Source organism: Desulfovibrio subterraneus, from assembly GCF_013340285.1.
Classification (GTDB): Bacteria; Desulfobacterota; Desulfovibrionia; order Desulfovibrionales; family Desulfovibrionaceae; genus Halodesulfovibrio; species Halodesulfovibrio subterraneus.
The window spans coordinates 505,299-524,099 of the sequence record NZ_BLVO01000016.1; the positions used below are offsets into that span (position 1 = coordinate 505,299).

The window sequence follows — 18,801 nt, forward strand, 5'->3', positions numbered from 1 at the left end:
TATAATGAGAAAATTCGGAAGGTTTTCGATGGGTTTACGAAAAGTGTCCGGTGGGTGTTCTGCTGGTGGAAGGGGCGTGCGCCCTGCCTGTGGTGGATGAAGCGGCGCGCCGGAATGTTCCGGCGCACCGCGCAGGTGAATCGCTTACTTGACCACCATCAGGGGCACGGGAATGTACTTTTCCACGGCCTGACCCTTCAGTACCTTGTCGGCTGCTTCCACGCCGAGCGCGCCGATAAGGGCGGGCTGCTGGGCAATGGTGCCGGCCATGTCGCCGCGCTTCACAGCGGCCACGCCGTCGTCGGTGCCGTCAAAGCCGACCAGCACAACCTTCTTGCCTGCGGCCTGCAGGGCGCGCAGGGCACCAAGCGCCATTTCATCATTCTGGGCGAAAACGCCCTGAACATCGGCATTGCTGGCGAGCATGTTTTCCATGACATTCAGGCCCTTGGTGCGGTCAAAATCGGCAGGCTGGCTGGCCAGCACCTTGAAGCCGTTTGCCTTTACGGCAGCGGCAAAGCCCTCGCCACGGTCACGGGCGGCGGAGGTGCCTGCAAGACCTTCCAGCTGGATGACCTTGGCGTTCTTGCCGAGCTTTTCGGCCATGAAGTCGCCAGCCATCTTGCCGCCGGCAACGTTGTCGGAAGCGATGTGGCTGGTCACGGTGCCGTGCGATGCGCCACGGTCAAGCGTAAGCACGGGAATGCCCGCCTTGTTGATGAGGCGGATGGCGTTGGAAACGGCATCGGAATCGGTGGGGTTGATCAGAATGGCTTTTACGCCGCGCACGGTAAGGTCTTCCACATTGGCAAGTTCCTTGGCGGGATCGTTCTGGGAATCAAGCACGATGAGCTCATAGCCCAGTTCCTGTGCCTTTTTCACGGCACCGTCCTTCAGCGTGACGAAGAAGGGGTTGTCCAGGGTGGAAACAACCAGCGCAAGGGTGTCCTTGGCCTGAGCGGACACGGTGAGCCCAAAAGACAGCAACATTGCCACAACGAGAGTCGTAATCCTTTTCATACCATACTCCTTTGGATGTCCTTCTACTTGCTCTTCGTATCAACAAGCACTGCCAGCAGAATGACCAGCGCCTTGGCGATCATCTGATAATATGACGATACATCGAGCAAATTCAGAGCGTTATTGAGGAAGCCGATAATCAGGGCACCGAGCAGCGTACCCATGATGGTGCCCTTGCCCCCCATGAGGCTGGTGCCGCCGAGCACCACGGCCGCAATGGCGTCCAGCTCATAGCCTGCGCCTGCCGTGGGCTGTGCGGAAGAAAGGCGCGAGGTGACCACAAGTCCCGCCAGCGCGGAAAGAAAACCCGCAATGGCATAGACGGTGATCTTGATGCGGTCCACATTGATGCCGGAAAGGCGGGTGGCGGCCTCGTTGCCGCCGAGCGCATAGACATAGCGGCCGAGGCGTGTGTGCTTGAGCACATACCATGCGGCCGCGAACACCACAGCCATGATCCAGATGGGAACCGGAAGGCCGAGCATGTAGCCGGTGCCGATGTAGGAGAAGGCATCCGCCGTGTCGGTAAAACCGGTGCTGATGGGGCGGCCATCCGTGTAGACCAGTGTGAGGCCGCGCACCATGGTCATGCTGACCAGAGTGGCGATGAATGCCTGCACCTTGCCCTTGGAGATGATGACACCGCTTGCCGCGCCGAGCAGAATGCCCGAGCCGAGCGCGGCCCCCACGGCCAGCACGATGGGCAGCTCCGCCGCGATGAGGCTGGCACCTATGGCACCGCACAGCGCCAGCACGGAACCGACGGAAAGGTCTATGCCTGCCGTGAGAATGACAAAGGTCATGCCCACGGCAATGATGGCGTTAACCGCTGTCTGGCGCAGGATGTTGAGCAGATTTCCCGTGGTGAAGAAATTGGGGTTGAGCAGGGAAACGACAATGATCATTACCACGAGCGCAATCAGGGTTTTCTGCTGAATGAGGCGCTGCTTGAGCGATACGCCTTCTCCCGCATGCGATGCGGATTTTGTTGAGCTCATGCCTGAGCCTCCTTCCGTGTTCTGCCGATGGCGCACGCCATGAGTTTTTCCTGATCAGCCTCTGCCGCAGAGAATTCGCCGCTTATGCGTCCCTGATGCATCACGAGGATGCGGTCGCTCATGCCCAGCACTTCCGGCATTTCGGACGAGACGAGAATAATGCTCATGCCTTCCTGCTTGAACTGGTTGATCAGATGATAGATTTCTTTTTTTGCTCCCACATCCACGCCGCGCGTGGGCTCATCCAGAATGAGCACCTTGGGCTGGGACATGAGCCCCTTGGCAATGGCCACCTTCTGCTGGTTGCCGCCGGAAAGATTGCCCACGGACTGTTCCCGCGAGGGCGTGCGGATGTTGAAGGCATTTATGAATCCGTCCACGGCGGTGTGTTCGTCCGGAGTGCGTATGTGTCCGGCGGCGTTGGAAATGCGCTTGAGTGCGGAGAGGGTCATGTTCTCCTTCACCGACAGGCCCAGAATGAGGCCGTCCGCCTTTCTGTCCTCGCTGATGTAGGCAATGCCCGCCTGCAGGGCTTCCCCCGGCGAGGAGATTCTGAGCGGTTCACCGAACATGGCCACCCCGCCGCTGCGGATGCCGTAGCCGCAGAATATGGCCTTCATCAGTTCGGTGCGTCCTGCCCCCATGAGGCCGGATATGCCGAGAATCTCGCCTTCACGCACGGCCAGTGACACGCCGTTCAGCCCCGGTGCCACAAGGTCGTGTACCTCAAGGCTGACGTTGCCCGCGCCCACATGCACGCGCGGGTATTGTTCCTCAAGCTTGCGACCCACCATCATTTCTATGAGCGTGTCTTCGTCAATGTCGGTCACACGGCGTTCGCCTATGAACTTACCGTCGCGCAGCACGGTAACGTCGTCGCAGATTTCGAAGATTTCCTTCAGGCGGTGGGATATGTAGACGATGCCGTGACCGGCGTGGCGCAGTTCATCTATGACGGCGAACAGGGCGCGGGTTTCCGTGTCGGTGAGGGTGTCTGTGGGCTCATCCATGATGATGACGCGCGATTCGAAGGAGAGCGCCTTGGCGATCTCCACCATCTGTTGCTCGCCTATGCCGAGCTCGCCAACGCGGGTACGCGAGGGGCGGTTCACGCCCAGTTTGCGGAGCAGGGCATCGGCCTTTTCGTACAGCTCGCTCCAGAGGATTCTGCCGAATGCGCCCACAGGTTCGCGCCCGAGAAAGATGTTCTCCGCAATGGAAAGTTCGGGCAGCAGATTCAGTTCCTGATGGATGATGCTTATGCCCGCCTTCTGCGATTCCCTTGGCCCTTTGAAGATGCCCGGCTTGCCCAGAAAGACGATGGAGCCTGCATCCGCTTTGTAGATGCCCGTGAGCACCTTCATGAGCGTGGATTTGCCCGCGCCGTTTTCACCCACAAGGGCCATGACGCGGCCAGCTTCCACACGCAGAGAAACGCCGTCCAGCGCCTTTACACCCGGAAAGCTCTTTTCGATGCCTTCCAGCGTGAGCAGTGTGCCTTGCGCGCCGTCCACTAGAAGACCACGCCGGACTTCAAGGTTATGTTGGCGTAGGGGGTGAACTCGCCCGTGCGTATAACGGCCACGCTTCTGCGGGTGTTCAGTTTGAACTGCTCGTGCCGCACATGGGAAACCGGAATGGGCTTGCCGCGTTCCTTTGCCACGCCTTCCAGAAAGGCGAGCAGCTCTTTGTGCAGGGCGGGGCTGACCGTTTCAAATTCTTCGGCCAGTTCCACGCCTTCCAGCTCCATTTCGGAGACCACGGCCCGTACTGTGTCCATGAAGGAGGGGATGCCCTGTGATACCGCCAGATCGACCCGCTGCACACCGGCCGGAACAGGCAGACCGGCATCGCACACGGTAAGGGCGTCAAAGTGCCCCATTTTGGCAATGAGATAGGATATTTCTGAATTGATCAGTGCTGTTCTTTTCATCAGTTTCCACCCCGTAAAACTGTGCATTGCGCAATTGATAAGCGTATTCTACACGCATCGAAACGTTTGCGCAAACGTTTCGATGCGGGAGAAGCACAAAATAACGTGATGCTCACAAGGCACCGGAGAAAGCGGACAAGCCGGTAAAAACGGCAGAAGATCGGCAGGTGCGCGCGGAATTATCTGGCTACAGGCGCGAAGATGGCTCCGGTAAGGGCAGCAAGATCAGCGGGGGAAAGTTCAATTTCAAGGCCTCTGCGGCCCGCGCTTACGAACATGGTTTCAAACTCCTGCGCTGATGCGTCTATGACCGTGCGCAGGCGTTTTTTCTGTCCCAGCGGACTTACGCCGCCCACCACATAGCCGGTGGTGCGTTCCACCAGTTTTACGTCAGCCATGGCCATTTTCTTTGCGCCCACGGCTTTGGCCAGCAGCTTGAGATCCAGCTGGTGCTCCACAGGCACAACGGCCACGGTCAGGTCCTTGCCGCCATCGCTCACCACAAGGGTCTTGAACACGCGGGCGGGGTCGGTATTGAGCTTTTCCGCCGCTTCCAGCCCGTACGATTCTGCATCCGGGTCATGGTGGTATTCGTGAACAACATAGGAAATCTTGGCCTTTTTCGCGGTATCAATGGCAGGGGTCATGTGTCGTATCCGGTTGAATGTTGCGGGAAGAGTTCAGGCGCGCTATCGCCTGCCGCTCTTTTTTCCGCAGATGCGGCCGCAGGTCAACGGGTAATGCCTCACCGGTCGGGGCAGGGGAGCGCTGATGCCTTAGCGGAGTTGCCCCAGCCAATCTTCAAGTTCGCCGAATTCCACCGGTTTGGATATGTAGCCTGACATGCCTGCGGCAAGGAACGATTCCCTGTCGCCGGACATGGTGTATGCTGTCATGGCGATGATGGGTATGTCTTTTACATCCGTACCCGCTGCACCTCTGCGGATGTTTCTGGTGGCTTCCACCCCGTCCATCACAGGCATCTGCACATCCATGAAAACGAGGTCGAAGGATTCTTCCGCCAGCAGATTCAGAGCCATTTTTCCGTTCTCGGCACAGCGGACCATATGGCCCATCTTTTCGAGCATGCGGATAATGGTAAGCTGGCTGACCTTGTCGTCTTCTGCCAGAAGAATGCGTAGTGTGGAGGATGGGGCTTCCTGCATCTCTGCGGGGGCGTCGAGCATGTCGGCCGAGGCCACACTGCAGGGGATGGAGACATGAAACTCCGTTCCCCTGTTCGGATGGCTTTCCACATAGACCGTGCCGTGCATGAGGTTGACCAGCTCGCGGGTAATGGCAAGCCCAAGCCCGGCTCCCTGAAACTGTCTTGTGTGGTCGCCCTCTGCCTGTGTGAAGGATTCGAACAGCTTGTCCAATATGGATCCCGAAATGCCTATGCCCGTATCGGAAACCGAGAACAGCAGCCGCGGCGTGGTGCCGTATGTGGCCGGAATGAAGCAGGCTTCAAGCAGCACATGGCCTGAATTGGTGAACTTGATGGCATTGCCGACAAGGTTGTTCAGTATCTGCTGTATGCGCAGCATGTCGCCGACGAGAATGGGGGGCATATCCCCGTCCAGTGTAACCTTGAACTGCAGCCTCTTCTGGCTGGCAACCGGTTCGAAAAGCTGAGAGATGGAAGTGGCCATATCGGCAAACCTGAAGGGCATGAAGGCAAGCTCCAGCCGTCCTGCCTCTACCCGTGACAGGTCGAGGATGTCGGAAAGCAGTTGCGTCAGGCGCCGTGTGGATTGCAGGGCGGCGGTAGTATATTCGGCCTGCTCCGCATCAAGGTCGGTTTTCTGCATCAGTTGCAGCATGCCGGTTATGCCATTTATCGGGGTGCGTATCTCATGGCTCATGTTTGCAAGGAACATGGATTTGGCCCGGCTGGCGGCATCGGCATCGTCCTTGGCTTTGCGCAGGGAAAGTTCGAACTGCTTGCGTTCCGTAATGTCCTGAAATGCCCCATGCAGGCAGAAAACCTTGCCGTTGCGCGATTCAGGCTGGCAGGTGGTGCGCACCCAGAGTTCGTTCCCTTTTGCCGTGGTGAGGCGCAGCTCCAGATCAAAGGGCGTGCCGTGTTCCCTCGATGCATCTATGGCGGCGACAAGAACGGGAACGTCATCCGGATGGTAGAATTGAATGCCCGTTGCCGCAGAGGGCACGTAGTCCGGGGCGACCTCATGAATATCGTATACCTGCTCGCTCCATTCCAGCCGGTCGGAATCGGTATACAGCTTCCACCCGCCCACTCTGGCCATTCTGCCCGTGGCGTTCAGAAGAGTCAGGCTTTCACGATATTTGCCTTCCAGAATCTTGCGGTTGGCTACCTCTTCTCTGAGTCGCGTCATGGCCTGTGCCAGTTCTTGGGCCTGCTGTTCCGCATCCCGCCGTTTCGAGTGCTCCTCCTGATGTATTTCGCGGGAGCGCAGAAGTTCCAGCCGTTTTGTCAGCAGTGAGTCGCGGATGTCCTTGACCCGCTGGGCCTGCCTGCTGTCGTTCGCCACAGGAAAAGCCTTGAGTATTCTGTCCTGAAAGCGTTTTTCCATCAGGGAGGTCTTGTAGTAGGCATTCCAGCTGTCAAAACAGGTGTATGCCTGCTGCCAGTAGATGACGGCATTCATGCTCAGTCCGAGTTCTTCCCAGAACCGGGCCGCCCGTTCGTTCGCAACGCCCTGCCACTGGATAAAACCGCCTTTCTGCGCCTCTTCTATGGCATGCTCGTAGTGCACGGTGGCGTCGCCGTGGAGATTGGCAAGGCGCGCCATTTCTGCCTCGGCCAGACTGAGTTTGAATGCGTAGTTCTCGGGGCAGTGTTGCGCCCAGACCCGCAGGCGCTCCAGAATGGCTTCCATTTCGGGCAGTCTGAGGTGCCTATCTTTTGCTTTGACACTACCCTGCAGCGAGGCAAGGATCATGAACCGGATGAGCAGGTGTTCGGGCCACGGGAGCAGCCCCTGCACACCTACCGAGTAGATGGTTTCGTCCGCCATGTCCGAATACTGCAGGGCCTTCTGATGGTCGCCGGAAAGGAAGAGCATGAAGGAGCGCAGCACATTGTAAATGCAGGCAACCTGAATGTTGTCGTGGCTGTCCACGCTGTGCAGATAGTTCCTTTCCCAATTGCGGCTGCCTGTCGTGGTTTCGTTTGTCAGCTCGTCTATGATGCGGCAGCCGCCTTCCAGCAGGTCTATGGCCCACTGGTTGCGGCGGGTGCGGCTGAAATTGAGGGAATGTTCTATTTCCTTGCGCAGCCTGAGCAGCGGCGTACCCTGAAAGAAGCGGCAATACATGTCGTGCCCGAAGGCATAGGCGGCATATTGCAGGTTGCCGAAGCGCGAACCGATCTCATAAGCATCTGCATAATCCTGGCTGGAGCGGCTCATATGGTGGAACCAATGACGGGCTGAACTGCCGATCATGAGATGGAAGACGCTCCTGTCGGATGGCGATTGGAACATGCGTGTCATGAGGTTTGAGGCAAGATCGGAAAACTCCCGTGCCAGAGCGAAGTCGTTTTTCACCCAGATGAGCAGTCCGGCGAGTGCGGTGTGGCTGTAGCCCACTTCCGGCATGTTGCCGTATTTGAGCACAAGGTTCACCACCTTGGGGACGAGCACCGACCATAGTCGCTGGTGCGAACGGTAGCACGGCGGTCCCATGGTGATGAGCAACTGTGTCGCCTTGCTCATTTCAGGGTGGCTCATGACGGGCTTGTCGAAAAACGAGGCGACGGACTTTCTGCCGATGTGCTCCCGCACCTGCCGTATTTCCTTGTCGCGCATGGTTTCGTAATCATCGTGGGGCAGGAAGATGCCAAGGGCTTCAAGCCCGTTGCGGCCTGCGGCAATGGCATCCGGATAATGCGCCTGCAGGGTGTACTGCACAATGAGCACCCGCTGGGCTTCGGCCCGTTCGAGCGGAGTTGCGGCGTGGTCCATGGCTGTTTTGATATGCTGCACCGAGCTGGGCTGGTCTCCTTCAAGAAATTCCGTTTCAGCCCATTCCAGATACAGCGCCATGGTTTCTTCATGGTGTTTCTTCCATGCCTTGTCCGCCGTGTTCCGGTCATCCAGCAGTTCCCCTGCTTCCCTGTGAAATTCGAGAGCGGCGTTGAAGGCGGAGGCGGCTTTGGCCTTGCGGGCCGCACGGACATTCAGCTGCAGAAGCAGAATACGCTCTGCGGGATCGGTAAGCAGGTGTTTGCCCGCATTCATGTGCCGTGTGATTTCGAAGAGATGGTCGGCAAGAGCAGTATGGTCGAGCCGTTTGAGCAGTATTCTGCCTATGGCAAGCTTTTCGGCAGGCCGTTCGGTTTCAGGGACAAGGCTGTATGCCGCCTGCTGCACGCGGTCATGGATGAAGCGCACATGCGTGGGCAGCTCTCCGTGGTTTTGTGCAGGAAAATCGGTGCTCAGTGGAACAAGTAACCCCTTTTGCACCTCGGTGCGCAGAAGCTCAAGGCAGATCTGCTGCTCATGACCGCTCACCATGCTCAGCCGCGCCAGTTCGAAGACGTTGCCAAGGCTTGCCGCCTGAAACAACAGTTTCTGTTTGGCGGGAGCGTACTGGCGGAACCGCTTGGCAAAGAGTGAGACTACATCTTCCGGGAATGCTTCCGTATCCTTTCTGCTGCCGCTCCACCGCCATGCCGATTTTGCCGGATCGTACTGCAACAGCCCGTTGTCATGGATGAACTCCAGAAAGGCGTGCATGAAGAAGGGATTTCCCCGTGTCCGGTCATGGACTATGCGGGCAAGCCCGTCGAACTTGATGACAGAAGGCGGCAATGCGTCTTTGACGAACTGCGCAACGTTTTCAAAGGAAAGGGGTTTTACTTCCAGCGATAAGGCCGGGGTTCCCAGTATGTTCAGTTCGCTGAGCACGGCCGCAAAGGGGTGGGATTCATGAATCTCGTTGTTGCGGTAGGCTGCAACAACAAGAATATAGTTCAGGTCCCTGCCTATGCCGAGAGTCTTGAGCAGTTCAAGGGAGGCCTGATCCGCCCACTGCCAGTCGTCTATGAACAGGACAAGGGGATGGTCCGGTTTGCAGAAGACCTTGATGATGTTTCTGAACAGGTCGGAGAAGCGGTGGCGCGCTTCCATGGGGTTTATGTTTGCAACCTGCGGCTGCGGGCCGATGAGTGCTTCGAATCTCGGGGAAAGGTCTATGAGCAGCTGTCCGAGGTTGCCCACGGCTTCCAGAATCTTCTGCCGCCATTCGTTTTTGCGGGATTCTTCCTCGCGGAGAAGCTGATAGAGCAGATCCGTCAAAGCCTGCTGGATGGCAAAGTAGGGTACTCCCTGCTGAAACTGGTTGAACTTGCCCTGACAAAAAAAGCCGTTGCGGCGGGAGGTTGGTGTTCTGAGCTGCTGCACGAGAGATGTTTTGCCCACACCGGAATAGCCCGGCACGAGCATGAGCAGGCCCGCGCCTTCGCACACACTTTCAAAGGCGCTGACCATCGCATCAATGGTGTTCTCGCGCCCGTAGAGCTTGGTGGGAATGTTCAACCGGCTCTGCCGGTTGGCCGCCACTTCTTTTGCAACTGCAGGTTGTCTTGTCAAAAGGCAGTCCTCCTTGAAGTCGGCAGCAGCCCTTGTAACGCTGGTCTACTCCGGATCTGGCTCCAGAAGTTACCTTGTACCTTATGCGGTTTCAGAACCAATTATAAAATATGCGATAGGTGGTAATGGTGGAAGAGAAAACAGGAGTTGTTACTGATATGCCAGCAGAATTTTATTTCGGCGTGAGACCGGCTCATATGGACGGACGGCCGCTACGGGCAAGGCGCGGTGTGGCTCTGTCTGCTATTTAGGGGGGGCGGGTAGGTTTCAACAATTCCGCGATAGGGTGTTACGGCCTGTGAAGGTCCGTTACCATCTGATACGCTTGGGCAAAACCGGTACTGTGTGATGAGGTTCTCCGATATTCGGCCCGGGGCGATGTGACGATACATTGCATGTCACGGGCGTTTGCCTTTTCACGGGGCTGCTGCTAGACGGGCCATATGCTTGCCTCTCTCATGGAACGGCTGGAGTGGGTTCCGGCCTCTTCGCAATCAGCCGCCGGGTTGACCGTCAACGCCTACACCACCGTCCATGCCGTGCAGCGGCACCGGCTGCACTCCGTCATGGTTTCCGGTGCCTGCGCTGTTCTGGTGCTGCAGGGAGAAAAGGTGCTTTCCACAGGGCAGGCAAGCTCTGTCTTTCCTGCAGGAAGCATGTTCATGCTGCCGCCCCGCATTCCGTTCAGCGTGGAAAACCATCCCGACAGCGTTTCCGGCCGGTACATGGCCCTGTGCCTTGCGTTCGGTGAAGAGCAACTGGCGCGGGCGGCTGGTCTGCCTTGCGCAGCATCCGATTCCGCTACCGTAACGGTGACCGATAGCCTGCGGGTGCGGGTCGATACCCCGCTCATCGGCTCCATTGCGCATTTTCTGGATATGGCGCACCAGTGTCCCGCCGAGCAGACCGTGCTTTCTCTCTGCCTTGAAACGGTGCTCACGCTCATTGCCGCGCGCAGCACCTGCCTGCCTTCCATCTGGGACAAGGCCGCAACATGGAGCGCGCGCTGCGCCTTCATGGTGGGCATGGACCCCGCCCGCAAGTGGGACGTGGCAGGCATTGCCCGGCATCTGGCCGTGAGCGACCGCACCCTGCGCAGACGGCTTGAGGCGGAAGGCACCAGCCTGCGGACCGTGCTGCGTGATGTGCGCCTGAACTCGGCGCTTTCCCTGCTGCAGACCAACGCGGGCAGTGTGGGTGAGGTGGCGGCACGGTGCGGTTACGATTCACCCTCCCGCTTTGCCGTGCTGTTCAGGGAACGGTTCGGGCTGGCACCGGCCGAGGTACTCCGGCTCAATGCGGCAAACGGAGCGCATTTGTCCGTTACGGGACGGCAAATGGCCGTTTCGTGAGCGCATTCTCCCGCAGAAGGGGGCATGATACCCGCATGCAACCTCTTCAAAAGGAGAATACCCATGCGTATCACACTGCTTTCCACCTGTCTGGCCCTGCTGCTTTCGGCATCGGCGGCCCTTGCCTCTGATTTCACCCTTTCCAGCCCTGACATGACCGAAGGCGGCATGCTCTCCGCCGTACAGGTGTATAAGGGCTTCGGCTGCGACGGTGACAACCGTTCGCCCGCACTCAACTGGACAGCCCCGCCCGCCGGCACCCGCAGTTTTGCCCTTACCGTCTACGATCCTGATGCGCCCACGGGCAGCGGCTGGTGGCACTGGGTGGTCTTCAATATTCAGGCAACGGAACGCGCCCTGCCTGCCGGAGCCGGTGCAGCGGACGGAAAAGCCCTGCCCGCAGGCGTTGTGCAGTCCCGTACGGATTTCGGGACTCCCGGATTCGGCGGAGCCTGTCCGCCTTCAGGTGACGCCGCCCACCGTTATATATTCACCCTGCACGCGCTGGACACGGAACAGCTTGATCTGCCGCAGGATGCCTCTGCGGCCATGGTCGGTTTCATGCTGGGGCAGCACACCATCGCCAAGGCCACGTTGACCGCGCGGTATGGCCGGTAGCCCCTTGCGGCAAAAAAAAGAGGCACCGGTTTTCTGCCGGTGCCTCTGGCCGTTGAAGAAGTCATTTCTGGTTTCTTGGCTCCGCCGGGCAGGAACCTAACGTTCCTGCACCTCGTATAAGCGATACAAATCCGTTTTTGGACCTCAGTTTCGGCTTAACGGGGACCTTTAGGGAACATGGTTAGTACAGGCCACCCATGTTTGCTGCGGTGTGTATGGTGTCTGTAAAGAATCCGGCACGGCCCACAAGCTCACCGAACAGGACGAACGGCGGCAGCCAGATGGGCATGTAGGCTGTTCTGCCGTTCACCAGCAGGGCGATTGCCAGCACCGCCAGATGAATCCAGTAGAAGGGCGATGCAAGCCACGCCGTACCTGTCATGCTCATCACCGTGCTGCCGGAAAGCCACACGCACGGCACCACCAGATTGAGCACCAGCGCCACAAACAGTGTTACGGTGAAGATGCGTGAGAGCATCTTTCTGCTTTTGTCACCCGCAAACCAGCTTGCAAATCCGGCACCCAGCAACACGGACGTGATGAGAAAAAAGGCGGCGGGCAGGGCATTGTTCAGGGCAGGCAGGGCCGGGGGCGCATAGGTCATGCCTGCCGAGAGCACGGCCACAAGCCCGAGCGCGGCACCGGCCCAGCTGAGAGCGGGGCGGCTGGCTCTGCCGCTGAGGAAGAAGCCCAGCAGGGCAAGGCCCGCAAATGCGCCGGAGAACAGCACTTCGCGGCTGAGCCATGCCTTGTCCAGATGACGCAGGGCTGTGGGGGCCTCGAACGGATGGCCGAGATGGAAAATGGAGGCGATGAGGCCGACCAGCATGAGGCCCGCGATCATGCGCCATTCCCTGTGGCTGTCTTTGTTGTCGACGGTGCCTGTCACGAGCTGCGCAACCTTCATGAAGGTGAGGCCAATGGCTGCCTGCGACAATACCGTGAACAGAACGAGCGGAAGTTCCATGGATTGCATATACTATCTCCTCGCTATCTTGGGGGCCTTGGGAAGGATGAACCGCGTGGAGGGGTTCAGCCGCGTCATCTTGGGATAGCCCGCCGGGTATTGCACCTGTCCCGTCTCGGGCAGGGTTGCCAGATCCACCAGCGTGAGCGCTCCGGTGGGACAGGCCTGCGTGCACATGGGGTTGAGTCCCGCGTCCAGCCGCTCGTGGCACAGGCTGCACTTCTCGGCCCGCTTTTCAACGGGGTTGAAGGTGGGGGCGCCGTACGGACAGGAGCGTATGCAGTTGCCGCAGCCTATGCACCGGTCCTGATGGTGCACCACCACGCCGTCTTCCTCGCGCTTGGTATATGCCTTTACGGGGCAGACGTTGAGGCAGGCGGGATCTTCGCAGTGGTTGCAGGCAAGGGACAGAAACGCCCTTTCGCGGTGGGGATAGATCTCTTCACTCAGGGGATAGACCTGACGCCACACCACACCCTTTTCCTGATGGTAGTAGTTGCGGCAGGCCATGGCACAGGTGAAACAGCCGATGCATCGCTCGGCATCGACCAGAAATGCGTATTGTTTTTGCATTGTCAGCACTCCTTAAGCCCTTTCGATGTCGGCAAACTGTCCATGAATGGCCACGCCGGGGGCTCCGGCCTTGAACGCGCCCATGTCGGCGGATTCGTCATCCACAAGGTTCTGCACGTTGAAGTCGAATCCCTTGCCGAACCATGCTTCGTACATGAGCAGGCAGTCTCTGGCCACGTTATTGGTCAGCTTCACGCGCACCTTCTGCTCGCCCACCTTGTTGAACACGCGCACCATGTCCAGATCGCGTATGCCCTTTTCGGCGGCTGCCTGCGGATGCATGTAGACGTAGGGTTCCTTGTTGTATTCGTGCATCCAGTCCAGATTGACGAACTGGGAGTGCAGGCCGAACTTGGTGTGCGGTGTGAGCAGGCGGAATTTGTCGTATCCCTTGCGGCCTTCCTTGTATTCGGGCAGCGCCTTGTGACCGTTCTGCTCGCACAGCTCGGACTTGAACTCGTACTTGCCCGAAGGCGTGGCGAACTTCAGTTCGTTCCATGCGGCCGAAGAGGTAAGTCGGGCCTTTACGGGGCCGTTCTTCAGGTCGGTCCAGTGCTTGATGCCGAAGAGGTCATACACGCCCTGGTTGAATTCCTTTTCCAGCCATTCCCGCGTGTCTATTTCCTGCGGGAAGGTGCAGGAACCGGGCGACAGCTCATTCATCTTTTTTGAAAGTGCTGCGGCGATCTCGATATTGGACTTGGTTTCGTACATGGGTTTGACGGCCTGCTCGTTGAGGCCGAGCCAGTAATGCCAGTACGAGACGTTCACGGTCCACTCCTCGAAAAGGGTGGTCACGGGCAGCACGATATCCGAGTTGGCCACGGTTTCGTTGAAGAACTGATCTACCGTGACAACCAGATCAAGCGAGTCGAAGGCCTTTTCCAGCTTGTTACGGTCGAAGTCCTGCGCAAGGGGGTTCTTGCACGAGACCCACAGCATTTTCAGGGCGGGGTCTTTGGCGTCCAGAATGGACTGTGCGGTCTTGTTGATGTTGACCGTGCGGTCGGAATAGCTGTTGCCGCTGCCGGAGGTGAAGTCGAATTCACCCTTGGCTGCACCGCCGACAAAGCCCACGGAACCTTCGGGCTGCTTCTGGATCATGGCGTGGTAGTTGAAGCCCCATGTCTGCAGGTGGCCGTAGCGTGCGCCGCCGCCTTCCTTGCCGACGTTGCCGGTCATGGCCACCAGTGCGTCCAGTGCGCGGACAGATGCTCCGCCGTTGGTGTGGCGCTGCATGCCGTACCCTATCCAGACCGTGGCAGGCTTGGCCGTGGCGAATTCTTCCGCCACTTCGCGGATTTCCTGCGCCGGGATGCCGGACAGTTCAGAGGCCCATTCAACAGTCACGTTCTGGCGCAGGTAGGCGGCGAATTCTTCGTAGCCCACACTGTGGTTCTTCACGAAATCCTCGTCCACAAGTCCCAGGTCCAGAATGTGCCGCGCCATGCCCAGTGCAAGCGCGCCGTCGCTGGAGACATTGGGCTGCCAGAAGACATCGCCCTTGGCCGCCGTCTGGGTGAACACGGGGTCCACGACCACCACCTTGGCACCGCGGCGTTTGGCTTCCATGACGTATTTCATGGAATGCACGGAACACCACGCGGGGTTTGCGCCCCAGAGGATGATGTACTTGGCCTTCACCATGTCTTCGGGGTCGTTGCACCACATGTTGCCAAGATCGTAGTTCTGGGCGTCTATGCCTGCGGGCCAGCACGGAGTGCCCACAAAACGGGTGGTGTAGCCGAGCGAGGACATCATGCCCTCGACACCGTAGTTGGTAATGCCGAAGTTGCCGGAATATTTGGTCAGGCCCAGCCCGAGCAGGCTGCCGTCCTTTTCTTTGAGTTCAAGAATCTTGCGGGCGATGCGGTCCATGGCTTCGTCCCATGTCACGCGGCGCCATTTGCCGCTGCGGCGGCCGTCCTGCACCATGGGGTACTTGATGCGGTCGGGGCTGTAGATGCGGTGGCCATAGGTATAGCCTTTCACGCACAGCCCGCCGTTGGTGAAGGTGGACTCCGGTGCGCCTTCGATAAACTGCACCACACCGTCCTTCACATAGGTTTTGATGCTGCACGTGTCGTAACAGTTTCTGGGGCACGCGTTACGAAAGACCTGATAGTCGGCCGCATTGAACGGCGCGGCGTTTGCTCCGGCAGGCACCAGCAGCCCGCACGGCAGCATCGCGGCAGCGCCCGCAGCGCTCATGCCCTGCAGGAACCGTCTTCTGCTGAGCGTGCTTTTCTTCGTTGTCATAGAGCCTCCTATCTGTCCGTAAGGTGGATGAGTCCTTCGTTATCCGCAGGCAGAGCGCCCTTTGCGCCTGCCAGCCATTGTTCAAGGGCAGAGACGGCCATTGCCACGGGTTGCGATACACCCTGCTGTGCGTTTACCGCCTGCACGAACAGAGGTACCCAGCCGGATAGATGTTCATTGACCAGCCATTCCCTGACCTTGCTCACCGTCCGGGGAGAAACGGTGTCTGCTGTTCGGGAGAAATCGTGCGCGAGCATGGTGTCGCACGCGGAAACGGCATCCAGCTCATAGGCCAGATGGTCGTCGGGGGTTGAGCCTTCATCAGGCACGGCAAGGCCCAGCTGCCTGTATGCTGCGCGCACGGCAAGGGCGGGTGGTCCCATGAGCTGGGGTTCTGTCTGGTAGGCGGATGCGTAGGGCGGTGCGGGGATGGCGAGGGGGCCTACAAAGAGCCGGTTGAAGTCGTATTCAACTTCCCGCCAGTCTGTTGCTGCATCCAGTGGTTGTTGAAAACATACGGCGATACCGCCTGCTGCGGCTCGCAGCTCTTCCGCATTACGGGCGGAAAAGAAATCTCGCAGCGCGGCCAAGGCCACGCCGGTTGTCGGTTCTGACATGCTGCAGTTCCTCCAATATCATTATACCGGACTCTTCATGAGTATCATTATGATATTTGTAAGGAAATAATACAGGCGGGAAACAGGGGATATAGTGGGTATATCGTTATACCCAGTCAGGAGGGCAACCCCGCAGTTTTGAGATGGGCATACAAGCCGGTGGTTTTGCCATGCAGGCCCAGCTTGCGGCGGATGTGCTTGCGGTGGGTTTGCACGGTTTCAATGGACAGGTTCAGGCTGTTGGCTATGTCCTTGCTGCTGTGTCCGGCCTGAATGAACTGGCAGACTTTGGCTTCCATGGGGGTGAGCTTGAGGAGCAGCGGGTCGGAAGCCTCGTCGCCCGGTGTCATCCGCGCCAGCTGGTCGCGCACCACGGTTACGTACCCGCGCCGTATGGCGGGGTCGCTTTCCGCCTCTATCCGTTCAAGTGCGGGCAGTACGATATGGCCGAGCTTGGCGGAGATGTCGCGGATGAACGATTCCCTGTCCTTTTCAATGCTCTTGAGCACATTGCGCAGGGTTATGTTCATCTCTTCAAGATGTTCCTTTTCCCTGAGCAGGTCGTCTGTCCGCTGGGCAACCACCTGTTCGAGCGCATCGCGTTGCGAAGCCTGCGAGGTGACATTGGTGAGGGCGATCAGGTATTCGTCGCTGGCAAGGCTGACCGTGTTCATGGGGGTCATCTGCATGCGGTAGATGAGCCCGTTATCAAGCGGACTCATTTCGCACGACACGCCGACAGGATAGTAGCGGAGAAGCTCTTCCATGGACCGGGCTTCAATATTGAGCAGCTCCCAGACGGGAACGCCGAAGAGTTTGCGTTCCGGCAGGGCATGCAGGGCGGCGGCATTTACGTTGGTGATGCGTCCGTCGGGGCCGGTGACGAACAGCAGGTCGGATGTGGCGTTGAGAATGTTCTCGAAACGGCATTTTTCAAGGGTCAGCAGCCTGTTGGCCTCATCAAGCCTCTGGGCGGCAAGGTCCGGCAGGGTGCGGGTCCAGTCGCTTACAAAAAGCACTTCAAGGGCATCGCCGTACCGTCTTGCCAGTCTGCGGGCCATGGCCTTGTCCCTGAAGTCGCCGTCCATGTGTTCTATGACGTCCACAAGGCTGTGGATAAAGGTCTTGAAGCAGCCAAGGTACATGTCGGCGGTAATGCCGCGCATGCGGTGGCGGCGGGCGGATTCTATCTGTGTGCGCGCCCATTCGCCTTCGTTGCGTACGAGCCACAGATAGTCCGGCCATTCGGGATCGTCTCCCGCAGGGCTTTCTTCGTGGGTGAACATGGGGGTGAGAAATTCGTTCAGCGCCTGCATGCAATCCAGACGCCTGGCCGTGGTGTGCTCAAGATAGCCCGCCCGTGCCATATGCAGCGACCAGCGTTCGAGAAAGAAGCCCTCGTCATCCGCCAGTGCGTGCAAAAGTCGTCTGCAGCCGTTTTGTCTTTCCTGTCCGTCCCGCATGGAGCCTCCTGTGAGCATACCCGCCTTCTACCCACTTCCTTGCAATAAAACGCCGGGGGCGTAATATCAACCCATGAAATACATACTTGGTATCCCGTGGCTGGCCCCTGTTCTGCTGGCGATGTTTCTTGTCAGCGCGCTGCATCAGGTGGCGCACGCCGCTGAAACGGGTAAGGCGAAAAAGGAGGGCGCATCACGCCTTACGGTGCAGGGCGAGCTTGTAACGGAGCAGCCTGTGCGTGTTGTCTTCAACCTCGGCGACTACACCGTGCCGCAGGGAGCATACACCTCCATCAACATTGCCGTGATAGAGGCCCCGCAGGGCGGCAAGCCCAGCGTGCAGAGCGGGTATCCTGCCTCCACGATCACGTTTCATGCGCCGGGTACCTATACGCTGGAATTCCTGCTCAACGAGGTGCGCAAGCCCAGTTGCGGCGGGGTACTTCTGAATCCCCTGCTGGAAGAGCGTAAAACCTTCCTCATACAATAGCTCTGCGCCATACGCCCTTCAGGGCATATGATGCAGCAAAAGAGCGGTCAGGGTATCTACCTTGACCGCTCTTTGTCTATGTAGGGGCGTGTATGGCAGAGCGTCCGCCCGCCATGGGGCATTACAGGTTGCGGAAGATGAGACCCGCAGCGCTGAGTGCGGAAAGCAGAAAGACCGCCGGACGGGTGTAGCCCGCATCAAACTTGGGCGCAGCCTTGATTGAAGCGGCAAAGCCCAGCAGCACGGCGGGTGCAAGGCACAGGGATATGGTCAGTTCCCGCAGGCCGATCTTGTTCACTCCCACCAGCGCCACAATGGCCATGAGAATGGAGATGAAGCCCACGCAGGCAAGGGTGCCGCGCAGTCTCGGGCCGGGTTCGCTCTGCAGGGCGAGCGCCAGCGGGGGAAGGCCCACGCCGCTGATGGTACCCATGAAGCCGCCCACAATCCCTGCGGAGAACAGCACCTTGCGGGTTGCGGGCAGGTGAATGCCCGCCACGCTTATGCCCACGGCGCACAGAATGAGGCCGCCGAGCAGAAAGGCGGTTTCGCGCTGCGGCAGGCTGCTGATGATGGCGGCCGCAACAAGGGTGCCGAGCAGGTAGCCGCCTATGGAGCGCTTCACGCCGTCCACATTGACGGCCTTGCGCCCGTTCCACGCCATGGAGGCGGTGATAACGCTGACCAGCAGCACCACGGGGCCGGGCAGGAATACGGGGCTTATCATGCTGAGCAGCGGGCCGATGAGCAGGGCAAGGCCGAAGCCCACAACGCCCTGTGCAAATGCGCCGAAGAAGACGACCGCAAAGGCCATGGCAAGTTCGACGATGGAAAGATCGATAAGGGACATGGAACGCTCCCGTCAGGTTTCAGGCCCACCGGCCGTGGTCAGGAAGGGGAACTCCTATAATCTTTCCTGCCGGAATGCCAGCCCT

At 58.9% G+C, this 18,801-nt stretch carries 15 protein-coding genes; 3 read left to right on the top strand and 12 right to left on the bottom strand.

Features of this window, described 5'->3' with window-relative positions:
* Positions 1–144 precede the first annotated feature (144 nt).
* From rbsB to HUV30_RS16535, 6 genes are all read right to left on the bottom strand, one after another.
* Positions 145–1,020 (bottom strand): ribose ABC transporter substrate-binding protein RbsB, encoded by an 876-nt coding sequence (gene rbsB / locus HUV30_RS16510; RefSeq protein WP_174406602.1) that lies wholly within the window; start codon positions 1,018–1,020, stop codon positions 145–147.
* A 23-nt stretch (positions 1,021–1,043) separates the two neighbouring features.
* Positions 1,044–2,018: a ribose ABC transporter permease gene (gene rbsC, locus HUV30_RS16515; protein ID WP_174406603.1), complete on the bottom strand. Its 975-nt coding sequence runs from the start codon at positions 2,016–2,018 to the stop codon at positions 1,044–1,046.
* Entirely contained in the window at positions 2,015–3,532 is a 1,518-nt protein-coding gene (gene rbsA, locus HUV30_RS16520) for a ribose ABC transporter ATP-binding protein RbsA (RefSeq protein ID WP_243452228.1), read from the bottom strand. Before rbsA ends, rbsC begins: the two co-directional genes overlap by 4 nt.
* Entirely contained in the window at positions 3,532–3,951 is a 420-nt protein-coding gene (rbsD, locus tag HUV30_RS16525) for a D-ribose pyranase (protein WP_174406604.1), read from the bottom strand. The genes rbsA and rbsD overlap by 1 nt, the downstream gene beginning before the upstream one ends.
* A gap of 179 nt (positions 3,952–4,130) precedes the next feature.
* The gene (gene ybaK, locus HUV30_RS16530; RefSeq protein WP_174406605.1) at positions 4,131–4,598 is read right to left on the bottom strand and encodes a Cys-tRNA(Pro) deacylase; all 468 of its coding nucleotides are present in this window, start codon (positions 4,596–4,598) and stop codon (positions 4,131–4,133) included.
* 129 nt (positions 4,599–4,727) lie between these two features.
* Positions 4,728–9,527, bottom strand: coding sequence for an AAA family ATPase (locus HUV30_RS16535; protein ID WP_174406606.1), 4,800 nt, complete (start codon positions 9,525–9,527; stop codon positions 4,728–4,730).
* A 443-nt stretch (positions 9,528–9,970) separates the two neighbouring features.
* Here HUV30_RS16535 and HUV30_RS16540 point away from each other — a divergent pair, with 443 nt between their 5' ends.
* Positions 9,971–10,879, top strand: a complete 909-nt coding sequence (locus HUV30_RS16540; protein WP_174406607.1) for a helix-turn-helix domain-containing protein — start codon at positions 9,971–9,973, stop codon at positions 10,877–10,879.
* Positions 10,880–10,942: 63 nt separating this feature from the next.
* Positions 10,943–11,497 (top strand): YbhB/YbcL family Raf kinase inhibitor-like protein, encoded by a 555-nt coding sequence (locus tag HUV30_RS16545; RefSeq protein ID WP_174406608.1) that lies wholly within the window; start codon positions 10,943–10,945, stop codon positions 11,495–11,497.
* 181 nt (positions 11,498–11,678) lie between these two features.
* Here HUV30_RS16545 and HUV30_RS16550 read toward each other — a convergent pair whose 3' ends face one another.
* The 5 genes from HUV30_RS16550 to HUV30_RS16570 form a co-directional block, all read right to left on the bottom strand.
* Complete coding sequence (locus tag HUV30_RS16550) at positions 11,679–12,473, bottom strand: dimethyl sulfoxide reductase anchor subunit family protein (RefSeq protein WP_174406609.1); 795 nt, start codon at positions 12,471–12,473, stop codon at positions 11,679–11,681.
* Between the two features lie 3 nt (positions 12,474–12,476).
* Positions 12,477–13,037 (bottom strand): 4Fe-4S dicluster domain-containing protein, encoded by a 561-nt coding sequence (locus HUV30_RS16555; RefSeq protein WP_174406610.1) that lies wholly within the window; start codon positions 13,035–13,037, stop codon positions 12,477–12,479.
* Positions 13,038–13,049: 12 nt separating this feature from the next.
* The gene (locus HUV30_RS16560; protein ID WP_174406611.1) at positions 13,050–15,296 is read right to left on the bottom strand and encodes a molybdopterin-dependent oxidoreductase; all 2,247 of its coding nucleotides are present in this window, start codon (positions 15,294–15,296) and stop codon (positions 13,050–13,052) included.
* A gap of 8 nt (positions 15,297–15,304) precedes the next feature.
* Complete coding sequence (locus HUV30_RS16565; protein WP_174406612.1) at positions 15,305–15,913, bottom strand: molecular chaperone TorD family protein; 609 nt, start codon at positions 15,911–15,913, stop codon at positions 15,305–15,307.
* Positions 15,914–16,029: 116 nt separating this feature from the next.
* A complete protein-coding gene (locus HUV30_RS16570) occupies positions 16,030–17,376 on the bottom strand; it encodes a LuxR C-terminal-related transcriptional regulator (RefSeq protein ID WP_174406613.1) in 1,347 nt (448 codons plus the stop codon).
* Between the two features lie 73 nt (positions 17,377–17,449).
* Between HUV30_RS16570 and HUV30_RS16575 the strand changes: the two genes are divergently transcribed.
* Positions 17,450–17,866 carry a hypothetical protein gene (locus HUV30_RS16575; RefSeq protein ID WP_174406614.1) on the top strand — a complete coding sequence of 139 codons (417 nt, stop codon included), beginning with the start codon at positions 17,450–17,452 and terminating at the stop codon, positions 17,864–17,866.
* A 121-nt stretch (positions 17,867–17,987) separates the two neighbouring features.
* On the opposite strand, the gene HUV30_RS16580 is transcribed toward HUV30_RS16575, so the two are convergent.
* On the bottom strand, positions 17,988–18,716 hold the full coding sequence (locus tag HUV30_RS16580) for a sulfite exporter TauE/SafE family protein (protein ID WP_174406615.1): 729 nt from the start codon (positions 18,714–18,716) through the stop codon (positions 17,988–17,990).
* Positions 18,717–18,801: the final 85 nt, after the last annotated feature.